The sequence below is a fragment of the Methylobacterium tardum genome (assembly GCF_023546765.1).
Classification (GTDB): Bacteria; Pseudomonadota; Alphaproteobacteria; order Rhizobiales; family Beijerinckiaceae; genus Methylobacterium; species Methylobacterium tardum.
The window spans coordinates 5,199,372-5,218,447 of sequence record NZ_CP097484.1; the positions used below are offsets into that span (position 1 = coordinate 5,199,372).

Genomic DNA, 19,076 nt, shown 5'->3' on the forward strand with positions numbered 1-19,076 from the left:
GTCCGGGGTCGTTCCTGCTAGATACCGCCCGCGGTGCGTAACGATGCCGCAGGTCATGCTCTTGTCCCGGCTATCCGTGAGACCCGTCGATCCATGAAAGCCCGTATCATCGTCACCCTGAAGACCGGTGTGCTGGACCCGCAGGGTAAGGCGATCGAGGCCGCCCTCAAGTCCCTCGCCATCGAGGGCGTCGACGGCGTACGGCAGGGCAAGGTCTTCGACATCGAGGTGTCGGCCGCCGACAGCGCCGCCGCCGAGGCGACCCTGCGCACGGCCTGCGAGAAGCTCCTGGCCAACACCGTCGCCGAGAACTACGCGATCGAGATCCTCTGATGCACGCCGCGGTTGTCGTCTTCCCTGGTTCCAACCGCGAGACGGACGTCGTCCGGGCCCTGCGCCGGTCGGGGGCACAGGTCAGCCTGGTCTGGCACGCCGACCACGAGCTCCCGGCCGGCACCGACCTGGCCGTCCTGCCGGGCGGCTTCTCGTACGGCGACTACCTGCGCTGCGGCGCCATCGCCGGCCGGGCGGCCGCGATGGATGCCGTCCGGGCCCACGCGGCGCGCGGCGGCCTCGTGCTCGGCATCTGCAACGGCTTCCAGATCCTGTGCGAATCGGGGCTGCTGCCGGGCGTGCTGATGCGCAACGTCAACCGGCGCTTCATCTGCCACCGGCAGACTCTCCGGGTCGAGCGCGCGGACACCCGCTTCACCAGCGCCTACCGGCAGGGTCAGGTCATCGACGTCTGCGTCGCCCACGGCGAAGGCAACTACTTCGCCGATCCCGAGACGCTGGCGCGGATCGAGGCCGAGGGTCGCGTGGCGTTCCGGTACTGCGACGCGGACGGGACCATCACCGTGGAGGCGAACCGCAACGGCTCGCTCAACGCGATCGCGGGCGTGTTCTCCGAGAACCGCAACGTCCTCGGCATGATGCCCCATCCGGAGAACTTCGTCGAAGGCCTGATCGGCGGGACCGATGGGCGCGGCCTGTTCGACAGTCTGGCCGCGTAGAAACGGCAGAGAAAACTGATATTAACTGACCATTAAGGTTTTCGAGGCATGAAGGGGCATCCAGAGATCTGGATGTCGAGTTGGACATCTCGTCCGCTCTGTTTGATGCCTCCCTGAAGACTCCTCGAAGCCGCTCCGTCCGGGGCGGCTTTTTTCTGTGCCGCGCCGCACGAACGGGTTCGCGGTGGAACCGACGGCGCTGCCCGCATCGCGGGCGGACGGTCCGTCTCCCGTGTGCTCCGGCGCATCCAGGCCGGCCCGGCGATCCTCAGGTGTTCGAGGCGGTCCAGCGGCCCTCCATCTCGGCCCGGCGCGCCAGCATCTTCGCCTGAAGGCGGCTGCGGCGGGCGGCGATGACCGTGCCGTTGATCTCGCCGCCGAACAGGAACATGGCGGCGAGCCAGTAGAGGAAGACCAGGAACACCATCGCGGTGGCCAGCCCCCCGTAGGTCGACGCGTAGGCGTTGGAGAACCGGTCGAGGTAGTAGCCGAAGCCGAGGCCCGCGAAGAACCACAGGACCAGCGTCACGCCGATCCCCGGCAGCACCGACAGGATCGAGCGCCGCCCGGCCGCGACGAACTTATGGGCGATCACCAGGATCACCGCGAGCAGCAGGGCCGTGACGCCGATCCGCCCGATCGCCACGGCGAGTCCCAGCGGCTCAAGCCCCGGCGCCACCAGGACGATGCTGCGCCAGATCAGGGGGCCCAGCACTACGAGCAGCGCGAAGGCCAGCATGGCGAAGGCGCCGCAGATCACGTAGCCGATCGATTCGAGCCGGGTCAGCCACCAGGGCCGGCTCTCCCGCAGGCCGTAGGCGCGGTTCAGCCCGACCCGCAGGCTCTCGACCCCCGAGGACGAGAAGTACAGGGCGAACAGCGCGCCGAGCGTCAGCACGCCGCTGCGCTGCTCGGTGAGCACCCGGTGCACCTCGCCGACGATCGGCTTGGCGATCTCCCGGGGCCACGCGTCGAAGATCAGCACCCCGGCCTCGTCGGCGAGCGACTGCGTGCCGAACAGGCCGGCGAGCGCCGCGAGCAGGATCAGGAACGGGAACAGCGAGGTCAGGGTCGAGAGGGCGATGTGGCTCGCGATCGCCCAGCCGTCGTGGGCGACGAAGCGCTGCGCGGCGAGGCCCGCGACCTGGGATCCAGAGCGGAGAGGGTTCACGGGCGTTCAACGATCCTCAGGCTCACGTTACGCAAGCGCACAATCCTTGGGCGGAGCGGCCCGCCGATGAACGGCGCCGGGGCCCGCCCGTCAACGCCGCCGGCCCGATCCGGTCCCGAACGCCGTCCGGTGACGCGTCCGCGCCACGCCGGACCCGCGCGGGCGCGGCGCACGGGCCGGACGACCGAATCGGCGTTGCGATTCACCGGCCGGATACCGCTTAGATCGCGCCATGCTGACTCCCGCACGACCGTCGCGCCTCGCGGCCGGCGCCCTCCCGGCCCTGTTCGTCCCGATCTGGGCGACCGGCTTCATCTCGGCGCGGGCCGTGGTGCCGCACGCCGACCCGTTCGCGTTCACCGCGGTCCGCTTCACCGCCGTCGCGCTGATCCTGGCCGGGATCGCGGCGGCGTCCCGGGTCCGGTGGCCGGCCGACCGGGCCGGCTGGCGCGATCCGGTGATCGCGGGCTTCCTGATGCAGGGCGTCTACCTGTCGAGCACCTTCTGGGCGGTGAGCCACGGGCTGCCGGCCGGGATCGCGGCGCTCGTCGGCAGCCTGCAGCCGCTGCTCACCGCCCTCCTGGCGCAGCCGCTGCTCGGCGAGCGCGTCAGCGGCCGCCGGGCGCTGGGCATCCTGATGGGCTTTGCCGGCGCCGGCCTCGTGCTCGCCCCCAAGCTCGGCGCCACGGATCCGTCCGGGATCCCGCCGCGGGCGCTGGCGGTCAGCTTCCTGGCGGTGCTGGCCCTGACCTTCGGCACCCTCTGGCAGAAGCGGACCGGCGGCCGGGGCGACCTGCTTGCCGGCGCCACGCTCCAGTTCGTCGGCGGCATGGCCTGCGCGATCCCCCTGGCGCTGGCCTTCGGCAGCCCCGCGATCGATCCCGTGCCGACCCTGTGGCTCGGCCTCGCCTGGGCGGTCCTGATCAACTCGGTGGCGGGGATCCTGCTGCTGCTGGCGCTGATCCGGCGCGGCGCGGTGGCGGGGGTGGCCGCGCTGTTCTTCCTGGTGCCGCCGGTGGCGGCGATCCTCGGCTACCTGTTGTTCGGCGAGGTGCTGACCCCCGTGCAGGGTGCCGGGATGGCGCTCGCCGCCCTGGGCGTCGCGGTCGCCAGCCGCGGCTGAGGGGCCGGGCCTGCGACGGAAGGCCCGGAAACCCTTCGCGGTCTCGCGGTTTGGTGCGCGGGTCACGACGGCCCGGGCCGGCACCGAGCGAGGCGCGGATGGATCAGGACAAGCCCCGCGAGATCCGTCTCGCCCTCGACGCGATCCCCCTCGGCGGCAAGGCCGAGGGCAAGGCGGGAGAGGATGCCGTCCTGTTCGTGCGCGACGCCGACGGGGTGCGCGCCTTCCAGGCGAAATGCCCGCATCTCGGCGCACCCCTCGCCAAGGGCGAGATCTGCGGCGGCCGGCTCTACTGCCCGTGGCACAAGGCGGCCTTCGCGGTCGCCGACGGCAGCCTGGAGGAGCCGCCGGCGCTGGAGGCGCTCACCCGCTATCCGGTCCGGATCGAGGGCGGCGAGGCGGTGGCTTTGCTGACCCCGGAACCCGCCCCGGCCAAGCGCGCCGAGACGCCCGTCTCTCATGTGCTGATCGTCGGCACCGGCGCGGCGGCGGTCGCCTGCGTCACGACCCTGCGCCGGGAGGGCTATGCCGGCACGATCACGATGGTCGGCCGCGAGGCCTCTCCGCCCTACGACCGGACCAAGCTGTCCAAGCAGTTCCTGGCCAAGCCCACGCCCGCGGAGAAGACCCTGCTGGAGCCGGATTTCGCCGCCGCCCACCGGGTCGAGCGGATCGAGGCCGAGGCGACCCGGATCGATCCCGCCGCCCGCAGCGTCACCCTGGCGGACGGGCGGGTGCTCACCGGCGACGCCCTTCTGATCGCCACCGGCAGCCGCGCCGTCGTGCCGGACTTCGCCGGCCGGGACCTCGACGGCGTGATGACCCTGCGCAGCCTCGACGACGCCGTGCGGCTCAGCGCGGCGGCCGAGCACGCCCGGCGCGTGGTGGTGATCGGCGCGGGCTTCATCGGCCTGGAGGCCGCGGCCTTCCTGACCAAGCGCGGCCTGTCCGTGACAATCCTGTCCCGGGAGGAAATCCCCTTCGCCAAGCGCTTCGGCGAGGCCATCGGCGCGGCCCTGAAGCGCTACCATGCCGGCAACGGAGTGACCTTCGTCACGGGCAGCGTCGCGCGCATCACCGGCACCGGCTCCGTCGAGGCGGTCGAGACCGAGGCCGGGGCGCGGCTCCCGGCCGACATCGTGCTGATCGGCGCCGGCGCCGCGCCGGAGACCGGGATCGTCGCCGGGGTGGAGCCCGACGAACACGGCGGCCTGCCGGTCGGCGCCGACCTGAGGCTCGCCGAGGGCGTCTGGGTCGCCGGCGACATCGCGGCCTTCCCGGAGCGCGGCAGCGGGGTCACCGCCCGGATCGAGCACTGGCGGCTGGCGGAGCAGCACGGAACCCACGCGGCCCGGGCGATCCTGGGCGCGACCGACGTGTTCTCCGGTGCGCCGTTCTTCTGGAGCAATCAGGGGGACAAGCGGCTGGATTACGGCGGTTACGCGCCGGATTTCGACCGCATCATCCTGCATGGTGATCCCGATGCGCTCGACTTCATCGCCTATTACGTCCGTGCGGGACGCGCCGTCGCAGCCTGCAGCATCGGCCGCAACCCGGCCTTCACGGCGTTCCTGCACCTGCTGGGCGAGAACCGGGTACCGAGCCCGGAGATGATCGAGGCCGGCGCGGATCTTCCGGCGCTGGTGTGACGCGCGCTCTCATCGCGCGCGGCGAAGGGGCTATGGACGCGCCACGCTGGGAGGGGGCGCGACACTGCGTTGCTTTGCGCCGCCAGCAAGGTCGGGGCATCCGGTCCGGTGGAACCAGGCCTGACGGATCCTTCTTTCGGTAGACGCCGCCCGCCGTCCGACAAGCCGGGCTTCTGGGAGGCATCATGAATTCAATTATCGTCGTCGCCCTGATCTGTGCCGCCTCCGTCCAGGCGCCCGACTGCTCGCGCGACACCGCCACCGACGTGATCACCGGCCCGGCCCACACGCTTCAGGAATGCCTGGTCCAGGGACCGGTCCTGGCGGCCAATGCCGGCTTCAAGGGTGAGGACGGGGCCTACGTAAAGACGCGGTGCGAGCAGAAACGCTGAATCGGGGCCGGCCGGGCTCCTTCGAGGACTTCGCTGCGCATCCGGGCACTCGGATGAGGTCGAGCAGGATCAAGGCGAGGCTCGGAGTTTCCAAGTCGAGCAGGCCCTCGCCAAGTCGCCGGGCATTCAACTTCAGTTCAAGGCGCCGCAAACGAAATCTGCTTCGGCCCGGGATCCGAACAGGTTAAAAGGACCCGATCCAAGAAGACGCCACGCGAGCAAAAAACCATGTCCGCATCCCCTGCCATCCAGACCGAGCCGCAGGACCTCGTGTCCCTGACCAAGAGCGCCGGCGCGAGCGCCAAGGCGCTGGCCGCCGAGGCCACGCGGCGGGTGCGCACGCGGATCCTCGGGACGGATGGGCGGATCGACGCGGCCAAGCTCGAGAGCCAGCAGCACGCCGCCCACGGGCTCGCCTGGCTGGCGACCTACGCGGAGGCGGTCGCCGAGCTCGGCGGCTATGCCGAGCGCCTCCAGGCCGAGGGCCGGTTCGGCGAGACCGAGGCGCTCCTCGTCCGGATCGGCGCCGGCGAGTATCTCGACCAGCTCTTCTCCGGCATCCCGATGAGCCAGGGCGAGATGGTCCGCCTCACCGGCTCCCTCGGCCTGTCCGCCAAGGAGGTGGCCCCGTATCGCACCGACGCGGTCGAGACCCTGATCGCCGAGGGCAACACGCCCGAGAACCGCGCCGCCCTGGTCGCCCAGATGCGCGACGGCAGCGGCGCGGCGACCGTCGGCGCCTCGGGCCTCGGCGAGGACATGGAGGCGATCCGTTCCGAGATGCGCCGCTTCGGCAAGGCCGAGGTGGTCGATCAGGCGCATGAGTGGCACCTGAAGAACGCCTACATCCCGATGGAGATCGTGACCAAGATGGCCGAGCTCGGCGTCTTCGGCCTGACGATCCCGGAGGAGTACGGCGGCATGGGCCTGCCGAAGACCGCCATGTGCGTGGTCTCGGAGGAGCTGTCCCGGGCCTATATCGGCGTCGGCTCGCTGGGCACCCGCTCGGAGATCGCCGCCGAGCTGATCCTGTGCGGCGGCACCGAGGAGCAGAAGCAGCGCTTCCTGCCGAAGATCGCCAGCGGCGACATCCTGCCCACCGCCGTCTTCACCGAGCCGAACACGGGTTCGGATCTGGCCAGCTTGCGCACCCGGGCCGTCAAGGACGGCGACACGTGGAAGATCACCGGCAACAAGACCTGGATCACCCACCCGGTCCGCGCCGACATCATGACCGTCCTGGTCCGGACCAAGCCGGAGGAGAAGGGCCACCGCGGCCTCTCCATGCTGATCGCCGAGAAGCCGCGCGGGACGGATGAGGATCCGTTTCCGGTCCAGGGCCTGTCGGGCGGCGAGATCGAGGTGCTCGGCTACCGCGGCATGAAGGAGTACGAGCTGGCCTTCGAGGGCTTCGAGGTCCCGGCCGGCAACCTCCTGGGCGAGGTCGAAGGCAAGGGCTTCGCCCAGCTGATGCAGACCTTCGAGTCGGCCCGCATCCAGACGGCGGCCCGCGCGATCGGCGTCGCACAGTCGGCCCTCGACGTCGGCCTGCGCTACGCCGAGGAGCGCGTCCAGTTCGGCAAGGCGCTGGTCAGCTTCCCGCGGGTCGCCGACAAGCTCGCCATGATGGCGGTGGAGATCAACATCGCCCGCCAGCTCACTTATTTCTCGGCCCGCGAGAAGGACGAGGGCAAGCGCTGCGACCTGGAGGCCGGGATGGCCAAGCTGCTCGGCGCCCGCGTCGCCTGGGCGGCGGCCGACAACGCCCTGCAGATCCACGGCGGCAACGGCTTCGCGCTGGAATACCCGGTGAGCCGGATCCTGTGCGACGCCCGCATCCTCTCGATCTTCGAGGGCGCGGCGGAGATTCAGGCCCAGGTGATCGCCCGCAGGCTGCTGGAAGCCGCCTGAATACCAGTATAAATCTGGGGAATAGCGTCGTTCATGGGATTATAAGCCAGCGCATGAACTTCGCTTAAACGAAGTCCCCTGCTTGCTGGCCCCGGTCAACGACTGGGGCGGCTCAGTGAGCGCGCAGCACGCAAACCTGCAGACCGGGAAGAGCCTCCTGCGCCACTGGCAGGAGTGTCGATCGCCGGGAGACCCCCTGCCGTCCTACGAGGCTGTCGTCCTGGGCAGCCTCGGGCGGCTCGCCGACCGGGCCGCCCTTGTGACGACCTGCGACGGCCGGCCACCGGGATCCTCTGGGCCGGCCAGGATTTCGGCGCCTGGCTGGCGCAGGATCCGGCCGGCCGGCCGGTCGCACCCGTCCCGGTCGAGTCCGTCCCGGTTCACGCCTTCCCGGTCGATCTCCGTCAGCCCATCGGCGAGGTCGTGGCGGCCGCGCTCGCCACCGGCGAGCCGGCCCACGGCCGGTGCGACCGCCTCGCCGCCGGCGTCGTCACCTCGACCAGCCTGGTCGGCCTGCCCCTGGGCAACCGCTGGGGCGAGCCCTTCGTGCTGCTCGGGCTCGACGCCGCGAGCGTCCGCACCGAGCTCGTCCAGGCGATGTTCACCGCCACCGACCAGGGCATCCTGGCCCTGAGCACCGTCCGGGACGGCGACGGGCGCCCGGTCGATTTCAAGATCGTCGCCCTCAACGAAGGGGCCGAGCGCCTTCTGGAGCGTCCCGCGTCCGTCCTGCAATGGCAGCGCGTGGGTCACCTGTTCCCGGGGACGATCACCGCCCGGACGATCGCCACGCTGGCCGCCATGGTCGAGCGGGGTGGCCGCGAGGCCTTCGAGTTGAGCCGGCCCCGCTCCGACGGCGGGACCCTGTACCTCAAGGTCGAGGCGGGCTGCGTCGGCGACCTCCTGTCGATCACCATGACGGATGTCGGCGACATCAAGGCCCGGGAGGCCTCGTTCCGGCTCCTGTTCGAGAACAACCCGGTGCCGATGTGGGTCGTGGCCGAGGCGCGCGACCGGTTCCTGGCGGTCAACGACGCGGCCATCGCCCATTACGGCTATAGCCGCGATCAGTTCCTGGCCCGCGCGCCCGCCGATCTGGTCATCGCTCCCGAGGAGGCGGCGGGCCTCGGCCTGCCCGCCACCGGCGCGCTGCACCGCCGCGCCGACGGCTCGGCCATCGAGGTCTCCCTGTTCGAGCGGGCCCTGCCGTTCGGCGGAGAGCAGGCCGTCCTTGAGGCCGCGATCGACATGACCGAGCGCCGCCTGGCGGAGGCGCGCATCGCCCACATGGCCCACCACGACGCGCTCACCGGCCTGCCGAACCGGGTGCTGTTCCGGGACCGCCTCGGCGAGGCGATCGCGCGCCACGCCCGGAACGGCGAGGAATCGGTGCTGCTCTGCCTCGACCTCGACAAGTTCAAGATCGTGAACGACACGCTCGGCCATCCGGTCGGCGACGCGCTGCTGCGCGAGGCCGCCGAGCGGATCGCCGGATGCCTGAACAAGGACGACCTGGTCGCCCGGCTCGGCGGCGACGAGTTCGCGATCCTCGTGCGCGGGATCGGCCTGCCGGTGCTCGCCGACGGGCTGATCGCGCGCGTGATCGCCGAGCTCGCCCGTCCATTCCGCCTGGACGGCCAGGACTGCCATATCGGCACCAGCATCGGCGTGGCCTGCCTGCCCCGCGACGGGACCGATCCCGAGACGCTGATGAAGAACGCCGACCTCGCCCTGTACCGGGCGAAGGCGGAGGGCGGCGGCACCTTCCGGTGCTTCGAGCCGGAGATGGATGCCTGGGTCCAGGCGCGGCGGCGGCGCGAGAACGAGCTGCGCGAGGCCCTGGCCCGGGAGCAGTTCTCGCTCGTCTACCAGCCGCTGATGAGCGCGCAGGCCGACCGGATCCTCGCCTTCGAGGCGCTGCTGCGCTGGCACCACCCCGAGCACGGTCCGGTCTCGCCGGCCGAGTTCGTGCCGCTCGCCGAGGAGACGGGCCTGATCGTTCCGATCGGGGCCTGGGTGATGCAAACCGCCTTCGCCGAGGCGGCCGCCTGGCCGGAGGCGATCCGGCTCGCGGTCAACCTCTCTCCGGTCCAGTTCCGCAACCGCAGCCTCGCCGAGACTGTGCGCGACGCGCTCGCGGCCTCCGGGCTCGACCCGCGTCGTCTCGAGCTGGAGATCACCGAGTCGGTCCTGCTGGCCGACAGCGCCGCCAATCTGGCGACCCTGCACGCGCTCCGGGCGATGGGGATCCGCATCGCCATGGACGATTTCGGAACCGGCTATTCGAGCCTCAGCTACCTGCGCAGCTTCCCGTTCGACAAGATCAAGCTCGACCGGTCCTTCGTCAGCCAGGTCGGCGAGAACACCCATTGCACGGCGATCGTGCGGGCGGTGGCGAGCCTCGGCACGAGCCTGGGCATCGCCACGACGGCGGAAGGCGTCGAGACCGCCGAGCAGCTCGCGATGCTGCGCGCCGAGGGCTACGACGAGGTCCAGGGCTTCCTGTTCAGTCGTCCGGTCCCGGCGCCGGCGGCGCGGCAGCTGATCGCGCGCGCCGTGGACGGTTTCTTCGGCGGCCGGGCGGCCTGACGCCACCCGGCAGGCGCCTGCGGAACGCCTATTTGGTGATCTTCACCGAGACCGGGTCGCTCGACGGGAAAGTCTCCTCCAGGGCGTCGTCCAGGCGCTCGTTCAGCTTCTCCTGCTTGTTGTCGGGATTCTTCGCGTCGCCCGGCTTGGCGCTGCCCTGCTGGAAGCCCGGCTTGGTCTCGTTCGGCTTGTGGTCCTCGGCCATGTCGGTCGCTCATCGGTGACGGGGGCACGCAAGGGTGCCGGTGCGCATCAACGCGAGGCGCGGCGGGTGTTTCCGATCTTTCCGGGCCGGCGCGTCAATCCGGCCGACCGCTTCGGATGGGCATCGCAGCGGGCTGCGCGGCTGCGCATGATCCTCAACTGAATGACGGCCTCTCGCGCGCCGTCATTCCGGGGCGCCGCAGGCGAGCCCGGACCCAAAGGGGCACGCCGGAGGCGGGCAATCCAGAACCACTGTCGGAGCAAATCATTGACACCTCGGCGGGTCTGGATCCCGGGCTCCGCTGCGCGGCCCCGGGATGACGGATGGGTGTCATCCGGCGCAGGTTCCGGCTCGGAGCGCGCGATGGTCCGACCCAGACGGTTCAGGCGGTCGCGAGCGGCCGCTCAACCGGGCCGCCGATCGCCGCGCGGGCGGCGGCCCCGCGCAGCACCGTCTCGTAGACGTCTCCGAGGCGGTCGAGATGCGCGTCGAGGCTCAGCGGTGCCGCCCAGTAGCGATCGTAGGCAGCCCGGCCCATGCGGGCGGCCAGGGCGTCGTCCGAAAGGCGCCGCAGATGGGCAGCGAGCGCGTCCGGATCGCCCGAGCGGAACCAGAAGCCGGTCTCGCCGTCGGTGACCGCCTCGCGGCCCGCGCAGGCGTCGCTCACGATCACCGGCGTGCCGCAGGCCAGGGCCTCGTAGACGGTGAGCGGCTGGCCCTCGTACCAGACGCTCGGGAAGACCAGGGCCCGGGCCTGTCGCATCAGCGCCTGCACGCCGGCCGCGTCGCGCCAGCCGCGCATCTCAGCCTCAGGATAGCGCGCAGCGAGGTCGGCCCGCTCCGGACCGTCGCCCACGAACACCGCCCGCACCCCCGCCCGCCGGGCCGCCTCGGCGAAGATCGGCGCGCCCTTCTCGGTGGAGATCCGCCCCACGAACAGGAAATCGCCCGGCGCGTCTCCGGGCACCGGCGCCCGCGCCACAGCGATCGGGTTGTCGACCCGGTGGAACACGGTGCCGGGGGGCATCAGCGGCCGGACGACGCTCTCCTGGAGGTCGCTGATGGTGACGACGTGGGAAAACAGCTCCGGCAGCCGGGCCACATGGCTAAGCCCGATATGGCGGATCATCCGGGCAACCTTGCGCGGATAGCTGCGCGCGTCGCAATGCGCCCCGATGCAGGCGGCCGACATCGGGGTCCGGTGGCAGATCCGCTGCTCCGGATAGGCGTAGAAGCCGCCGGTGGGGCAGACCAGGAAGAACTCGTGCATCGTGTAGAGGCAGGGCAGGCCCGAGGCCCGCAACGCCGTGCCGATCGACGGCGACAGCGCCTTGGCGAAGGCGTGGACGTGCACCACGGTGTCGCGGGGATCGCAGGCGGCGAGTTCCCGGGCAAGGGCGCGGCGCGCCGCACCGTTCCAGATCGCCTGGGCCGCGAAGGCCAGCTTGCTGCGCGCCGTGGTGACGTCGTCCTGCTCCAGGCAGACCACCCGGATGCCGGCGGGCTCCAGGCGCGGATCCACCGGGCCGACGGCCGCGAACAGGCTGACCCGGACGCCGCGGGCGGCGAGCCCCAGGGCGGATTCGATCGCCACCTTGGCCTGCCGCCGTTGATCGCGGCGTGATCTGCGACGAGGACGACGTGCACGTCAGGAACTCCGCCGCTCCGATCCGGGATCGAAGTCTGTAACCTGCCGCGGTTGATCGCCCGTAAACCGGTTTCCGCCATCGTTCCGGCCGCTGATGTCGGGACGATCTCCAATGCACGTCGTGATCCTGGCCGAATTCGCGGCCGCCAGCGGCGGGGCCGAGAAGGTCGCGCTGGAATCGGCCCGCGGCCTCGCCGAGGCCGGTCTCGCGGTCAGCTTCATCCAGGCCATCGCGGGTCCGGTGGACCCGCTCCTCGACCACCCCGGCATCCGGCGGATCGTCCTCGGCCTGCCGGATATCTGGTCCCTCGGCGGCGTCCGGGCGGCGGCGGCGGGGATCTGGCACGCGGACGCGGCGCGCCGGCTCGCCGCGGCGCTCGACGGCCTGCCGATGCGGCCGGACTGCATCCACCTGCACCAGTGGACCCGCACCCTGTCGCCCGCGATCTTCCCGGTCCTGTCGGGCGCCGGCGTGCCGCTGGTCGTCACCCTCCACGATTACGCCCTGGCCTGCCCGAACGGCGTCTACTACCGGTTCGACCAGGCCGAGCCCTGCGGCCTCGCGCCCCTGTCGGCCGCCTGCCTCGCGGCCCCCTGCGACCCGCGCAGCCGCGCCCACAAGCTCGTGCGCGTCGCCCGGGCCGCGGCGCTGCGGCAGGTGACCCGGCGGCGCCCGCTCCATGTCGTCCATGTCTGCGACGCCAGCCGACAGCGGCTCGGAGACCTGCTCGGCGGCTACGCCGTCACGCACCACCGGGTCGACAATCCCGTGCGGGTCGCGGACCGGCCGCCGGCCGAGCCGGGGCGCGGCGACGCCGTGGCGTATGTCGGCCGCCTGACCCGCGAGAAGGGCGCCGACCTCGTGGCTGACGCCGCCCGGGCCGCCGGCTTGCCCGCCCTGTTCATCGGCGCCGGCCCCCTGGAGGCGGAGCTGCGCGCCCGGGACGGGGTCACGGTCATCGGGTGGCAGAGCCCCGAGCGGGTCTGGGAGATTCTGCGGTCCCGCGCCCGGGCGCTGGCCGCGCCGTCACGCTGGTACGAGACCGGGCCGCTCACCGTCTACGAGGCGCTGGCGGCCGGGATCCCGGTGGTCGCCTCCGACCGGTCCGGCGCCGCCGAGAAGGTCCGGCACGGTCGGACCGGCTTCGTGGTCGTCCCGGAGGTCGGGCCGCTGGCGGCGGCCTTCACGGCCCTGCGGGACGATGCCCTGGCCGCCGCCCTCGGGGCGGAGGCTTATAGGATGTCTCGCGATGCGCCGAGCGATCTGGCGGCCCACGCGACGGCCCTCCGGGCGCTCTACGCCGCGCTGCCGGTCCCCGCGGCTGGTGCAATGCAGCATCGGGAGCGGCCGGCTGTCTCGCCTCGGTCTTGAGGCAGACCAAGACTACTGCCATGCTGACAGTCTTCACGATCCGTTCGCCCGCCTCTGGACAGCGCGATAGTTTTTTGTAATGCGGCTCTCCTCAGGGATCAGCAATCGATACCGCGTACGGAATGGCAGAGCTTGATCGCCGGCTGCTGTCGCGGCCGATCCGCGGGCTGATGACTTCCGAGATCAGCGATTCGGCATTTTATCGGCTCTCGCCGGGCCCGAATCGACCCCGGAACATGCACTTGACTTCTTGTTGCAGTGCAACATATAGAGGCGCGTCACCGCGGACGCATCCGGCGTCCCGCTCCAAAAATCAGGCTGGAGACATCGATGCAGACCCCGAACTTCGAGATCCCGACCGAGATGCGCGACTTCGCTGAGAAGAGCGTTGATCAGGCCCGGAACGCCGTCGGCACCATGATGGCCAACGCCGTCAAGGCGGCCGAGCAGGTCCAGGCTTCGGGCCAGACCTTCCAGTCGACCCTCAGCGCCGCGGTCGTGAAGGGCTTCGATCACGCCCAGACCAACGCCAACGCGACCTTCGACTTTGCCCAGAAGCTCGTGCGCACGAAGGACCTCCGCGAGGCGTTCGAGCTGCAGTCCGAGTTCGTCCGCAGCCAGTTCGCCGCCCTCCAGGCTCAGGCCAAGGATTACGGCGCCCTCGCCCAGAACGCCGTCGCCCGCTGAGGCCGGCCTTTCCGTCCCCGATCCTGGCGGTCGGGGACGCATTCCGGGATCCGGGCGGTCGATCAGCGTCGGCCGGATTCTACGATCGGACGCCCGGGCACCACGGGTCCGGCGCCGACACCGCGGGCGGGCCGGCCGCGCATCACCCTCCGGCCGCCGCTCCGTCAGGACGGGCTGAAGCCGACAGGAGGAGATCGCGCGATGGGAAAGCCGCGTCGACCGAGAGGAAGCCGCTCCACCTGGGAGGCGAAGCCGCCCCGGGAGGCGGACGCGCCGGTCCCGACCGAGAGCCACGCCGAGGAATCCGCGATCGAGACGGCCGCCGCTCCCGCCGTCGCGGCCGGCACACCGGAAACGGCGCCAGACCCCGCTCCCGCGAGCGCGCCGATCCCCGAGGCGACCGAACCGCAGGCCGCACTGGCCGAGGCTGCATTGGTTGAGGCCGCGCCGACCCAGGAAACCTTCGAAACCGTCGCCGCGGCGATCCCGGGGACGACGCCCGCCGACGAGATCGCGGCGAAGACCGTCCTGGCCGCGGCACCGGAGGCCTCCGGCCTCGCGGAGCCGAACCGGATCGCCTTCGCCCCTGACCGCCTCGACGTCGCCGAGATCGGCTCGACCATCGCCCGCTACGTGCGGGGCGAGGGCGAGGCCGCCCTCGCGCATCTGCGCGCCCTCTCGGGCGCCCGCACGCCGGCTGACCTGATCCGCCTGCAGGTCGGCGAGGTCCAGCGCGCCGCCGACGCCTCCCTGACCTGCTGGGTCACGGTAGTCGGCAAGGCGAGCCGCGTCGTCGCGTTCCGCTGATCCGGCACGCCGGGGGCGGCCCCGGCCATTGTCGCCTCACCGCAACAACGGCGGCCGGATCGAACCGGCCGCGGCAACAGTCCGTTAACCATGCCGGTCCCATGCCGTAACGGAGGGCACGGGAGATGATACCGGACCGATGCCGAGCTGTGCGCGCCTGATCCGTTCCGCCTGTCTCAGCCTCGCCGTCGCGCTGTCCGCGGCGTCGGCGGGAGCGCCGGTCGTCGCGCAGAACGGCGACAAGCCGGCCGTGGCCATCGGAGCCGACCTCGCGACCCAGGCCGGCACCACGCGCCTGACCCTGACCCTGTCCCGGGCGGTCGAGGCCCGCGGCTTCGTGATGGAGCGGCCCGACCGGGCCGTGATCGACCTGCCGGAGGTCAACTTCCAGCTCGAATCCGGCACCGGGAGCCGCCGCGACGGTCTCGTGCAATCCTTCCGCTACGGCCTGTTCGCTCCCGGGCGCTCCCGCATCGTCATCGATCTCGCATCGCCCGCCACAGTCGGTAAGATCGAGACGGCGACCCGCCCCCGGGACGGCGCCGTCCTGCTCACGATCCCGCTGCAGCGGGCCGACCGCGACGCGTTCCGCAAGGCGGCCGCCGCGGCTGACCCCGCTCCCGCCCAGGCCCGGACCGCCGCACCGGAACCCGCCGACCAGCGCCCGCTGATCATGGTCGATGCCGGCCATGGCGGCACCGATCCCGGCGCGATCGCGGTGGGCGGCGTGTTCGAGAAGGACATCGTGTTCGGCTTCGCCCAGGCGCTGGTCGCGAAGCTGGAGGCGGGCGGCCGCTACCGGGTGCGGATGACCCGCGATCGGGACGTGTTCGTGCCGCTGGCCGAGCGCGTGCGCCTCGCCCGCGAGGCCAAGGCCGACCTGTTCGTGTCGATCCACGCCGATTCGATCTCGGCGGCGCCCCAGGTGCGGGGCGCCACGATCTACACCAATTCCGAGAAGGCCACGGATGCCGAATCCGCCAAGCTCGCCGAGCGCGAGAACCGGGCCGACGCCGCCGCCGGCGTCGATTCCGCCGAGGCGCCGCCCGACATCGCCGACATCCTGCAGGAGCTGACCCTGCGCGAGACCCGCGGCTTCTCGTCGGGCTTCGCCCGGACCCTAATGGGCCAGCTGAGCCCCGTGATCGAGATGAGCGCCAAGCCCCATCGCGAGGCGCGCTTCGTGGTCCTGCGCTCGCCCGACGTGCCGAGCGTGCTGGTGGAATTGGGTTATCTGTCGAGCAAGCGCGACCTGGAGATGCTGCAATCGCCGGACTGGCGGGCCGGCGTGACCGGCTCCATGGCCAAGGCGATCGACCTGTTCTTCACCAACCGCGCCACGCTGGGCCGACCGACGGGGACGCGCCGCTCGGCCGCCGTCGCCCCAGTTTTACCATAGATAGAGTGTCGATACGGGACGTCCGAACGCCCCGTCGCACCGCCGCTGAACCGGCATTCCGAGGGGGCCTGACGGGACCATCCGGGGGCCGACCGCATCGAGAGCGGACGTAACGCGCCGGGTAGGCCGATCCCGGCATGCGGCCGGGCCAGCGACGAGCGGAACACCGGATGCGTCTGATCCTTCGTTTCTTCGGCATCCTGTTCAGCGCCGCGGCGGTGCTGTTCGTGGTCGGGGCGGCGGTCGGCGGCTACTTCTATTGGAAGTACAGCCAGGACCTGCCGGACCACGCGGCGCTCGCCAATTACGAGCCGCCGGTGATGACCCGCGTCCACGCGGCCGACGGCTCGCTGCTCGCCGAATATGCCCGCGAGCGCCGGCTGTACCTGCCGATCCAGGCGATGCCGAAGATCGTCGTGGCCGCCTTCCTGTCGGCCGAGGACAAGAACTTCTACAAGCACGGCGGCATCGACCCCGAGGGGATCGTGCGCGCCTTCCTGACCAACGCCAAGTCGGGCAAGCGGCAGGGCGCCTCGACCATCACCCAGCAGGTCGCCAAGAACTTCCTGCTCTCGTCGGAGCAGACCTACGACCGGAAGATCAAGGAGGCGCTGCTGGCGCTCCGGATCGAGGCGGCCTACTCGAAGGACAAGATCCTCGAGCTCTACCTCAACGAGATCTTCCTCGGCACGATCGTCCCGGGCCGCAACCTCCACGGCGTGGCCGCGGCGGCGCTCGACTATTTCGGCAAGTCGGTCCACGAGCTGACCATCAACGAGGCGGCCTACCTCGCCGCCCTGCCGAAGGGGCCGAACAACTACCACCCCTACCGCAAGACCCAGGCGGCGCTGGACCGCCGCAACGAGATCATCCGCCTGATGGCGGAGAACGGCTACATCACCAAGGAGGAGGCGGAGTCCGCCAAGAAGATGCCGCTCGGCGTCAACCCGCGCGTCGCCTTCCCGAACGCCGCCAACGCCAACTACTTCACCGAGGAGGTCCGCCGCGAGATCTCCGAGCGCTACGGCGAGAAGAAGCTCTACGAGGGCGGCCTGTCGGTGCGCGCCACCCTCGATCCGAAGATGCAGGCCTGGGCCCGCAAGGCGCTGGTCGACGGCCTCGTGCGCTACGACCAGGCCCATGGCTGGCGCGGTCCGGTCACCAAGGTCGACCTGACCGGGCGCGACTGGGGCATGGCGGCGGCCGAGGTCCCGGCGCTCGGCGACGTGGCGCCCTGGCGTCTCGCCGTGGTGCTGGGCAACGGCGGCGGCGGCGTGCAGGTCGGCCTGCAGCCCCGGCGCGAGGCGTCCGGCCAGGTCGGCAAGGACCGCGAGACCGGCGTGATCCCTCCCGAGGGCATGCGCTGGGCCGGCCGCGCCAACCTCCAGGCCGGCGACATGGTCTATGTCGAGGCGATGGAGGGCGGCCGCGGCCAGTTCCGCCTGCGCCAGAAGCCCGAGGTCTCCGGCGCGATCGTCGCCATGGATCCGAATACGGGCCGCGTCCACGCCATGGTCGGCGGCTTCTCGTACGACGAATCCGAGTTCAACCGCGCCACCCAGGCGATGCGCCAGCCCGGCTCCTCGTTCAAGCCGATCGTCTACTCGGCGGCTCTGGACAACGGCTACACCCCGGCGTCGATCGTGCAGGATTCGCCGATCACCATCGAGGCCGGCCCCGGCCAGGAGGCCTGGACGCCCTCGAACTACGACGGCAAGTCCGGCGGCCCGCACACCCTGCGCTACGGCATCGAGCACTCGAAGAACCTGATGACGGTGCGGCTCGCCAAGGATGTCGGCATGCCGCTCATCGCCGAGTACGCCCGCCGGTTCGGCGTCTACGACGACATGCTGCCGGTGCTGCCGATGTCGCTCGGCGCGGGCGAGACCACGGTCATGCGCATGGTCACGGCCTACTCGATGCTGGCCAATGGCGGTCGGCGCATCCGCCCGACCCTGATCGACCGGATCCAGGATCGCATCGGCGAGACGATCTACCGCCACGACAACCGCAAGTGCATCGGCTGCGACGCCGAGAAGTGGTCCGGCCAGGACGAGCCGAAGCTGGTGGACGATTCCGAGCAGGTCCTCGACCCGCTGACCGCCTACCAGATGGTCTCGATCATGGAGGGCGTGGTTCAGCGCGGCACCGCCACGATCCTGAAGCAGATCGGCAAGCCGCTGGCCGGCAAGACCGGCACGACGAACGACGCCAAGGACGCGTGGTTCGTGGGCTTCTCGCCGGATCTGGCGGTCGGCATCTATATCGGCTTCGACAAGCCGCGCTCGCTGGGCGACCGCGCCACCGGCGGCGGGCTCGCCGCGCCGATCGCCCTGGAGTTCCTGAAGACCGCCCTCAAGGACAAGCCGCCGACGCCGTTCCGCGTGCCGCCGGGGATCAAGCTGATCCGCGTCAACCTCGCCAGCGGCACCCGCGCCGGCTCGGGCGAGGGCGCCGGGACGATCCTGGAGGCATTCAAGCCCGGCACCGCGCCGCCGGATTCCTACGTGGCGCCGTCCTCCGGCGGTGGCCGGCGGCGGCCCCCGCGGCGGTCCCGGCCGATCCCGACCGGGCCGCGCAGGCCGGCGGGCTATACTGAGGGCGCCCCGTCGGGACCGGCGAGCCGTGATCAGGATCCTGCGCCGGTCCCCCTTCCGTGCGGGCTCGGATCTCGCGGCATCTCGGGCCGGGGCGCGTAAGACCGTTCCCGGTCGATGCGTTCGGCCGCACGTCCTTGCGAGCGGAGCCAAGCAATCCAGCCGGCGCCACGATCCCGGAGATCGCGCTGCCCCGGGTCACTGCGCTGCGCTCGTGATGACGGAGGGGGCAGCTCGACCGAGCTGTCCCAGCGGGAACCGTGCGAAGCGGGCCGAGGGCGCGTCCCCGCTCCGAGGTCATCCCCCACCCTCTTCCGACGGCCTGACGATCGCGCCGGGCTTGCTGTCACGACCCGTTCGAAGCCACTCGGCCGAAGGCGCGTCGCCCGGGCGGGCGAGCCGGAGGCATGAGGGTGTTCCGGTCAATCGCTCACGCTCTTCACCGCGCCGTGGTCGCGGTCTCCGCCGCCGCCCGCGGAGGCGGTTTGCGCGGCCGGCGGAGAGGAGGCGCTG

Annotated in this window: 12 protein-coding genes and 3 pseudogenes; 12 read left to right on the top strand and 3 right to left on the bottom strand. The window is 71.4% G+C overall.

The genetic code is table 11. The features are described 5' to 3' along the window. Nucleotides 1-93 precede the first annotated feature (93 nt). The gene (gene purS, locus M6G65_RS24855; RefSeq protein ID WP_250103018.1) at nt 94-333 is read left to right on the top strand and encodes a phosphoribosylformylglycinamidine synthase subunit PurS; all 240 of its coding nucleotides are present in this window, start codon (nt 94-96) and stop codon (nt 331-333) included. Continuing rightward, the gene (gene purQ, locus M6G65_RS24860) at nt 333-1,013 is read left to right on the top strand and encodes a phosphoribosylformylglycinamidine synthase subunit PurQ (RefSeq protein WP_238195909.1); all 681 of its coding nucleotides are present in this window, start codon (nt 333-335) and stop codon (nt 1,011-1,013) included. The genes purS and purQ overlap by 1 nt, the downstream gene beginning before the upstream one ends. Before the next feature lie 268 nt (nt 1,014-1,281). Here purQ and M6G65_RS24865 read toward each other — a convergent pair whose 3' ends face one another. Further along, nucleotides 1,282-2,184, bottom strand: coding sequence for a YihY/virulence factor BrkB family protein (locus M6G65_RS24865; RefSeq protein ID WP_192710632.1), 903 nt, complete (start codon nt 2,182-2,184; stop codon nt 1,282-1,284). 232 nt (nt 2,185-2,416) lie between these two features. Between M6G65_RS24865 and M6G65_RS24870 the strand changes: the two genes are divergently transcribed. The 5 genes and pseudogenes from M6G65_RS24870 to M6G65_RS24890 all read left to right on the top strand — a co-directional run bounded on the left by M6G65_RS24870 (nt 2,417) and on the right by M6G65_RS24890 (nt 9,848). Next, nucleotides 2,417-3,307 (top strand): DMT family transporter, encoded by an 891-nt coding sequence (locus M6G65_RS24870; protein WP_238195910.1) that lies wholly within the window; start codon nt 2,417-2,419, stop codon nt 3,305-3,307. Between the two features lie 98 nt (nt 3,308-3,405). Continuing rightward, nucleotides 3,406-4,956 carry an FAD-dependent oxidoreductase gene (locus M6G65_RS24875; protein WP_238195911.1) on the top strand — a complete coding sequence of 517 codons (1,551 nt, stop codon included), beginning with the start codon at nt 3,406-3,408 and terminating at the stop codon, nt 4,954-4,956. A 185-nt stretch (nt 4,957-5,141) separates the two neighbouring features. Continuing rightward, entirely contained in the window at nt 5,142-5,348 is a 207-nt protein-coding gene (locus M6G65_RS24880; RefSeq protein ID WP_238195912.1) for a hypothetical protein, read from the top strand. A gap of 228 nt (nt 5,349-5,576) precedes the next feature. Next, nucleotides 5,577-7,259, top strand: a complete 1,683-nt coding sequence (locus tag M6G65_RS24885; protein WP_250103019.1) for an acyl-CoA dehydrogenase family protein — start codon at nt 5,577-5,579, stop codon at nt 7,257-7,259. Nucleotides 7,260-7,395: 136 nt separating this feature from the next. Continuing rightward, nucleotides 7,396-9,848: pseudogene (locus M6G65_RS24890) on the top strand (putative bifunctional diguanylate cyclase/phosphodiesterase). A 28-nt stretch (nt 9,849-9,876) separates the two neighbouring features. Here M6G65_RS24890 and M6G65_RS24895 read toward each other — a convergent pair. Beyond that, entirely contained in the window at nt 9,877-10,053 is a 177-nt protein-coding gene (locus M6G65_RS24895) for a hypothetical protein (protein WP_192710627.1), read from the bottom strand. 382 nt (nt 10,054-10,435) lie between these two features. Beyond that, nucleotides 10,436-11,700 (bottom strand): annotated as a pseudogene (locus tag M6G65_RS24900) (glycosyltransferase family 4 protein). 113 nt (nt 11,701-11,813) lie between these two features. On the opposite strand from M6G65_RS24900, the gene M6G65_RS24905 reads away from it, so the two are divergent. The 5 genes and pseudogenes from M6G65_RS24905 (at nt 11,814) to M6G65_RS24925 (ending at nt 18,565) form a co-directional block, all read left to right on the top strand. Continuing rightward, nucleotides 11,814-13,073 (top strand): glycosyltransferase, encoded by a 1,260-nt coding sequence (locus M6G65_RS24905; protein WP_238195915.1) that lies wholly within the window; start codon nt 11,814-11,816, stop codon nt 13,071-13,073. A 330-nt stretch (nt 13,074-13,403) separates the two neighbouring features. Next, nucleotides 13,404-13,760 (top strand): phasin, encoded by a 357-nt coding sequence (locus M6G65_RS24910; RefSeq protein WP_192710624.1) that lies wholly within the window; start codon nt 13,404-13,406, stop codon nt 13,758-13,760. Between the two features lie 201 nt (nt 13,761-13,961). After that, complete coding sequence (locus tag M6G65_RS24915) at nt 13,962-14,567, top strand: hypothetical protein (RefSeq protein WP_250103020.1); 606 nt, start codon at nt 13,962-13,964, stop codon at nt 14,565-14,567. Between the two features lie 139 nt (nt 14,568-14,706). Further along, nucleotides 14,707-15,966 carry an N-acetylmuramoyl-L-alanine amidase gene (locus M6G65_RS24920; protein ID WP_238195917.1) on the top strand — a complete coding sequence of 420 codons (1,260 nt, stop codon included), beginning with the start codon at nt 14,707-14,709 and terminating at the stop codon, nt 15,964-15,966. 170 nt (nt 15,967-16,136) lie between these two features. Then, a pseudogene (locus tag M6G65_RS24925) lies at nt 16,137-18,565 on the top strand (penicillin-binding protein 1A). The last annotated feature ends 511 nt before the right edge of the window (nt 18,566-19,076 follow it).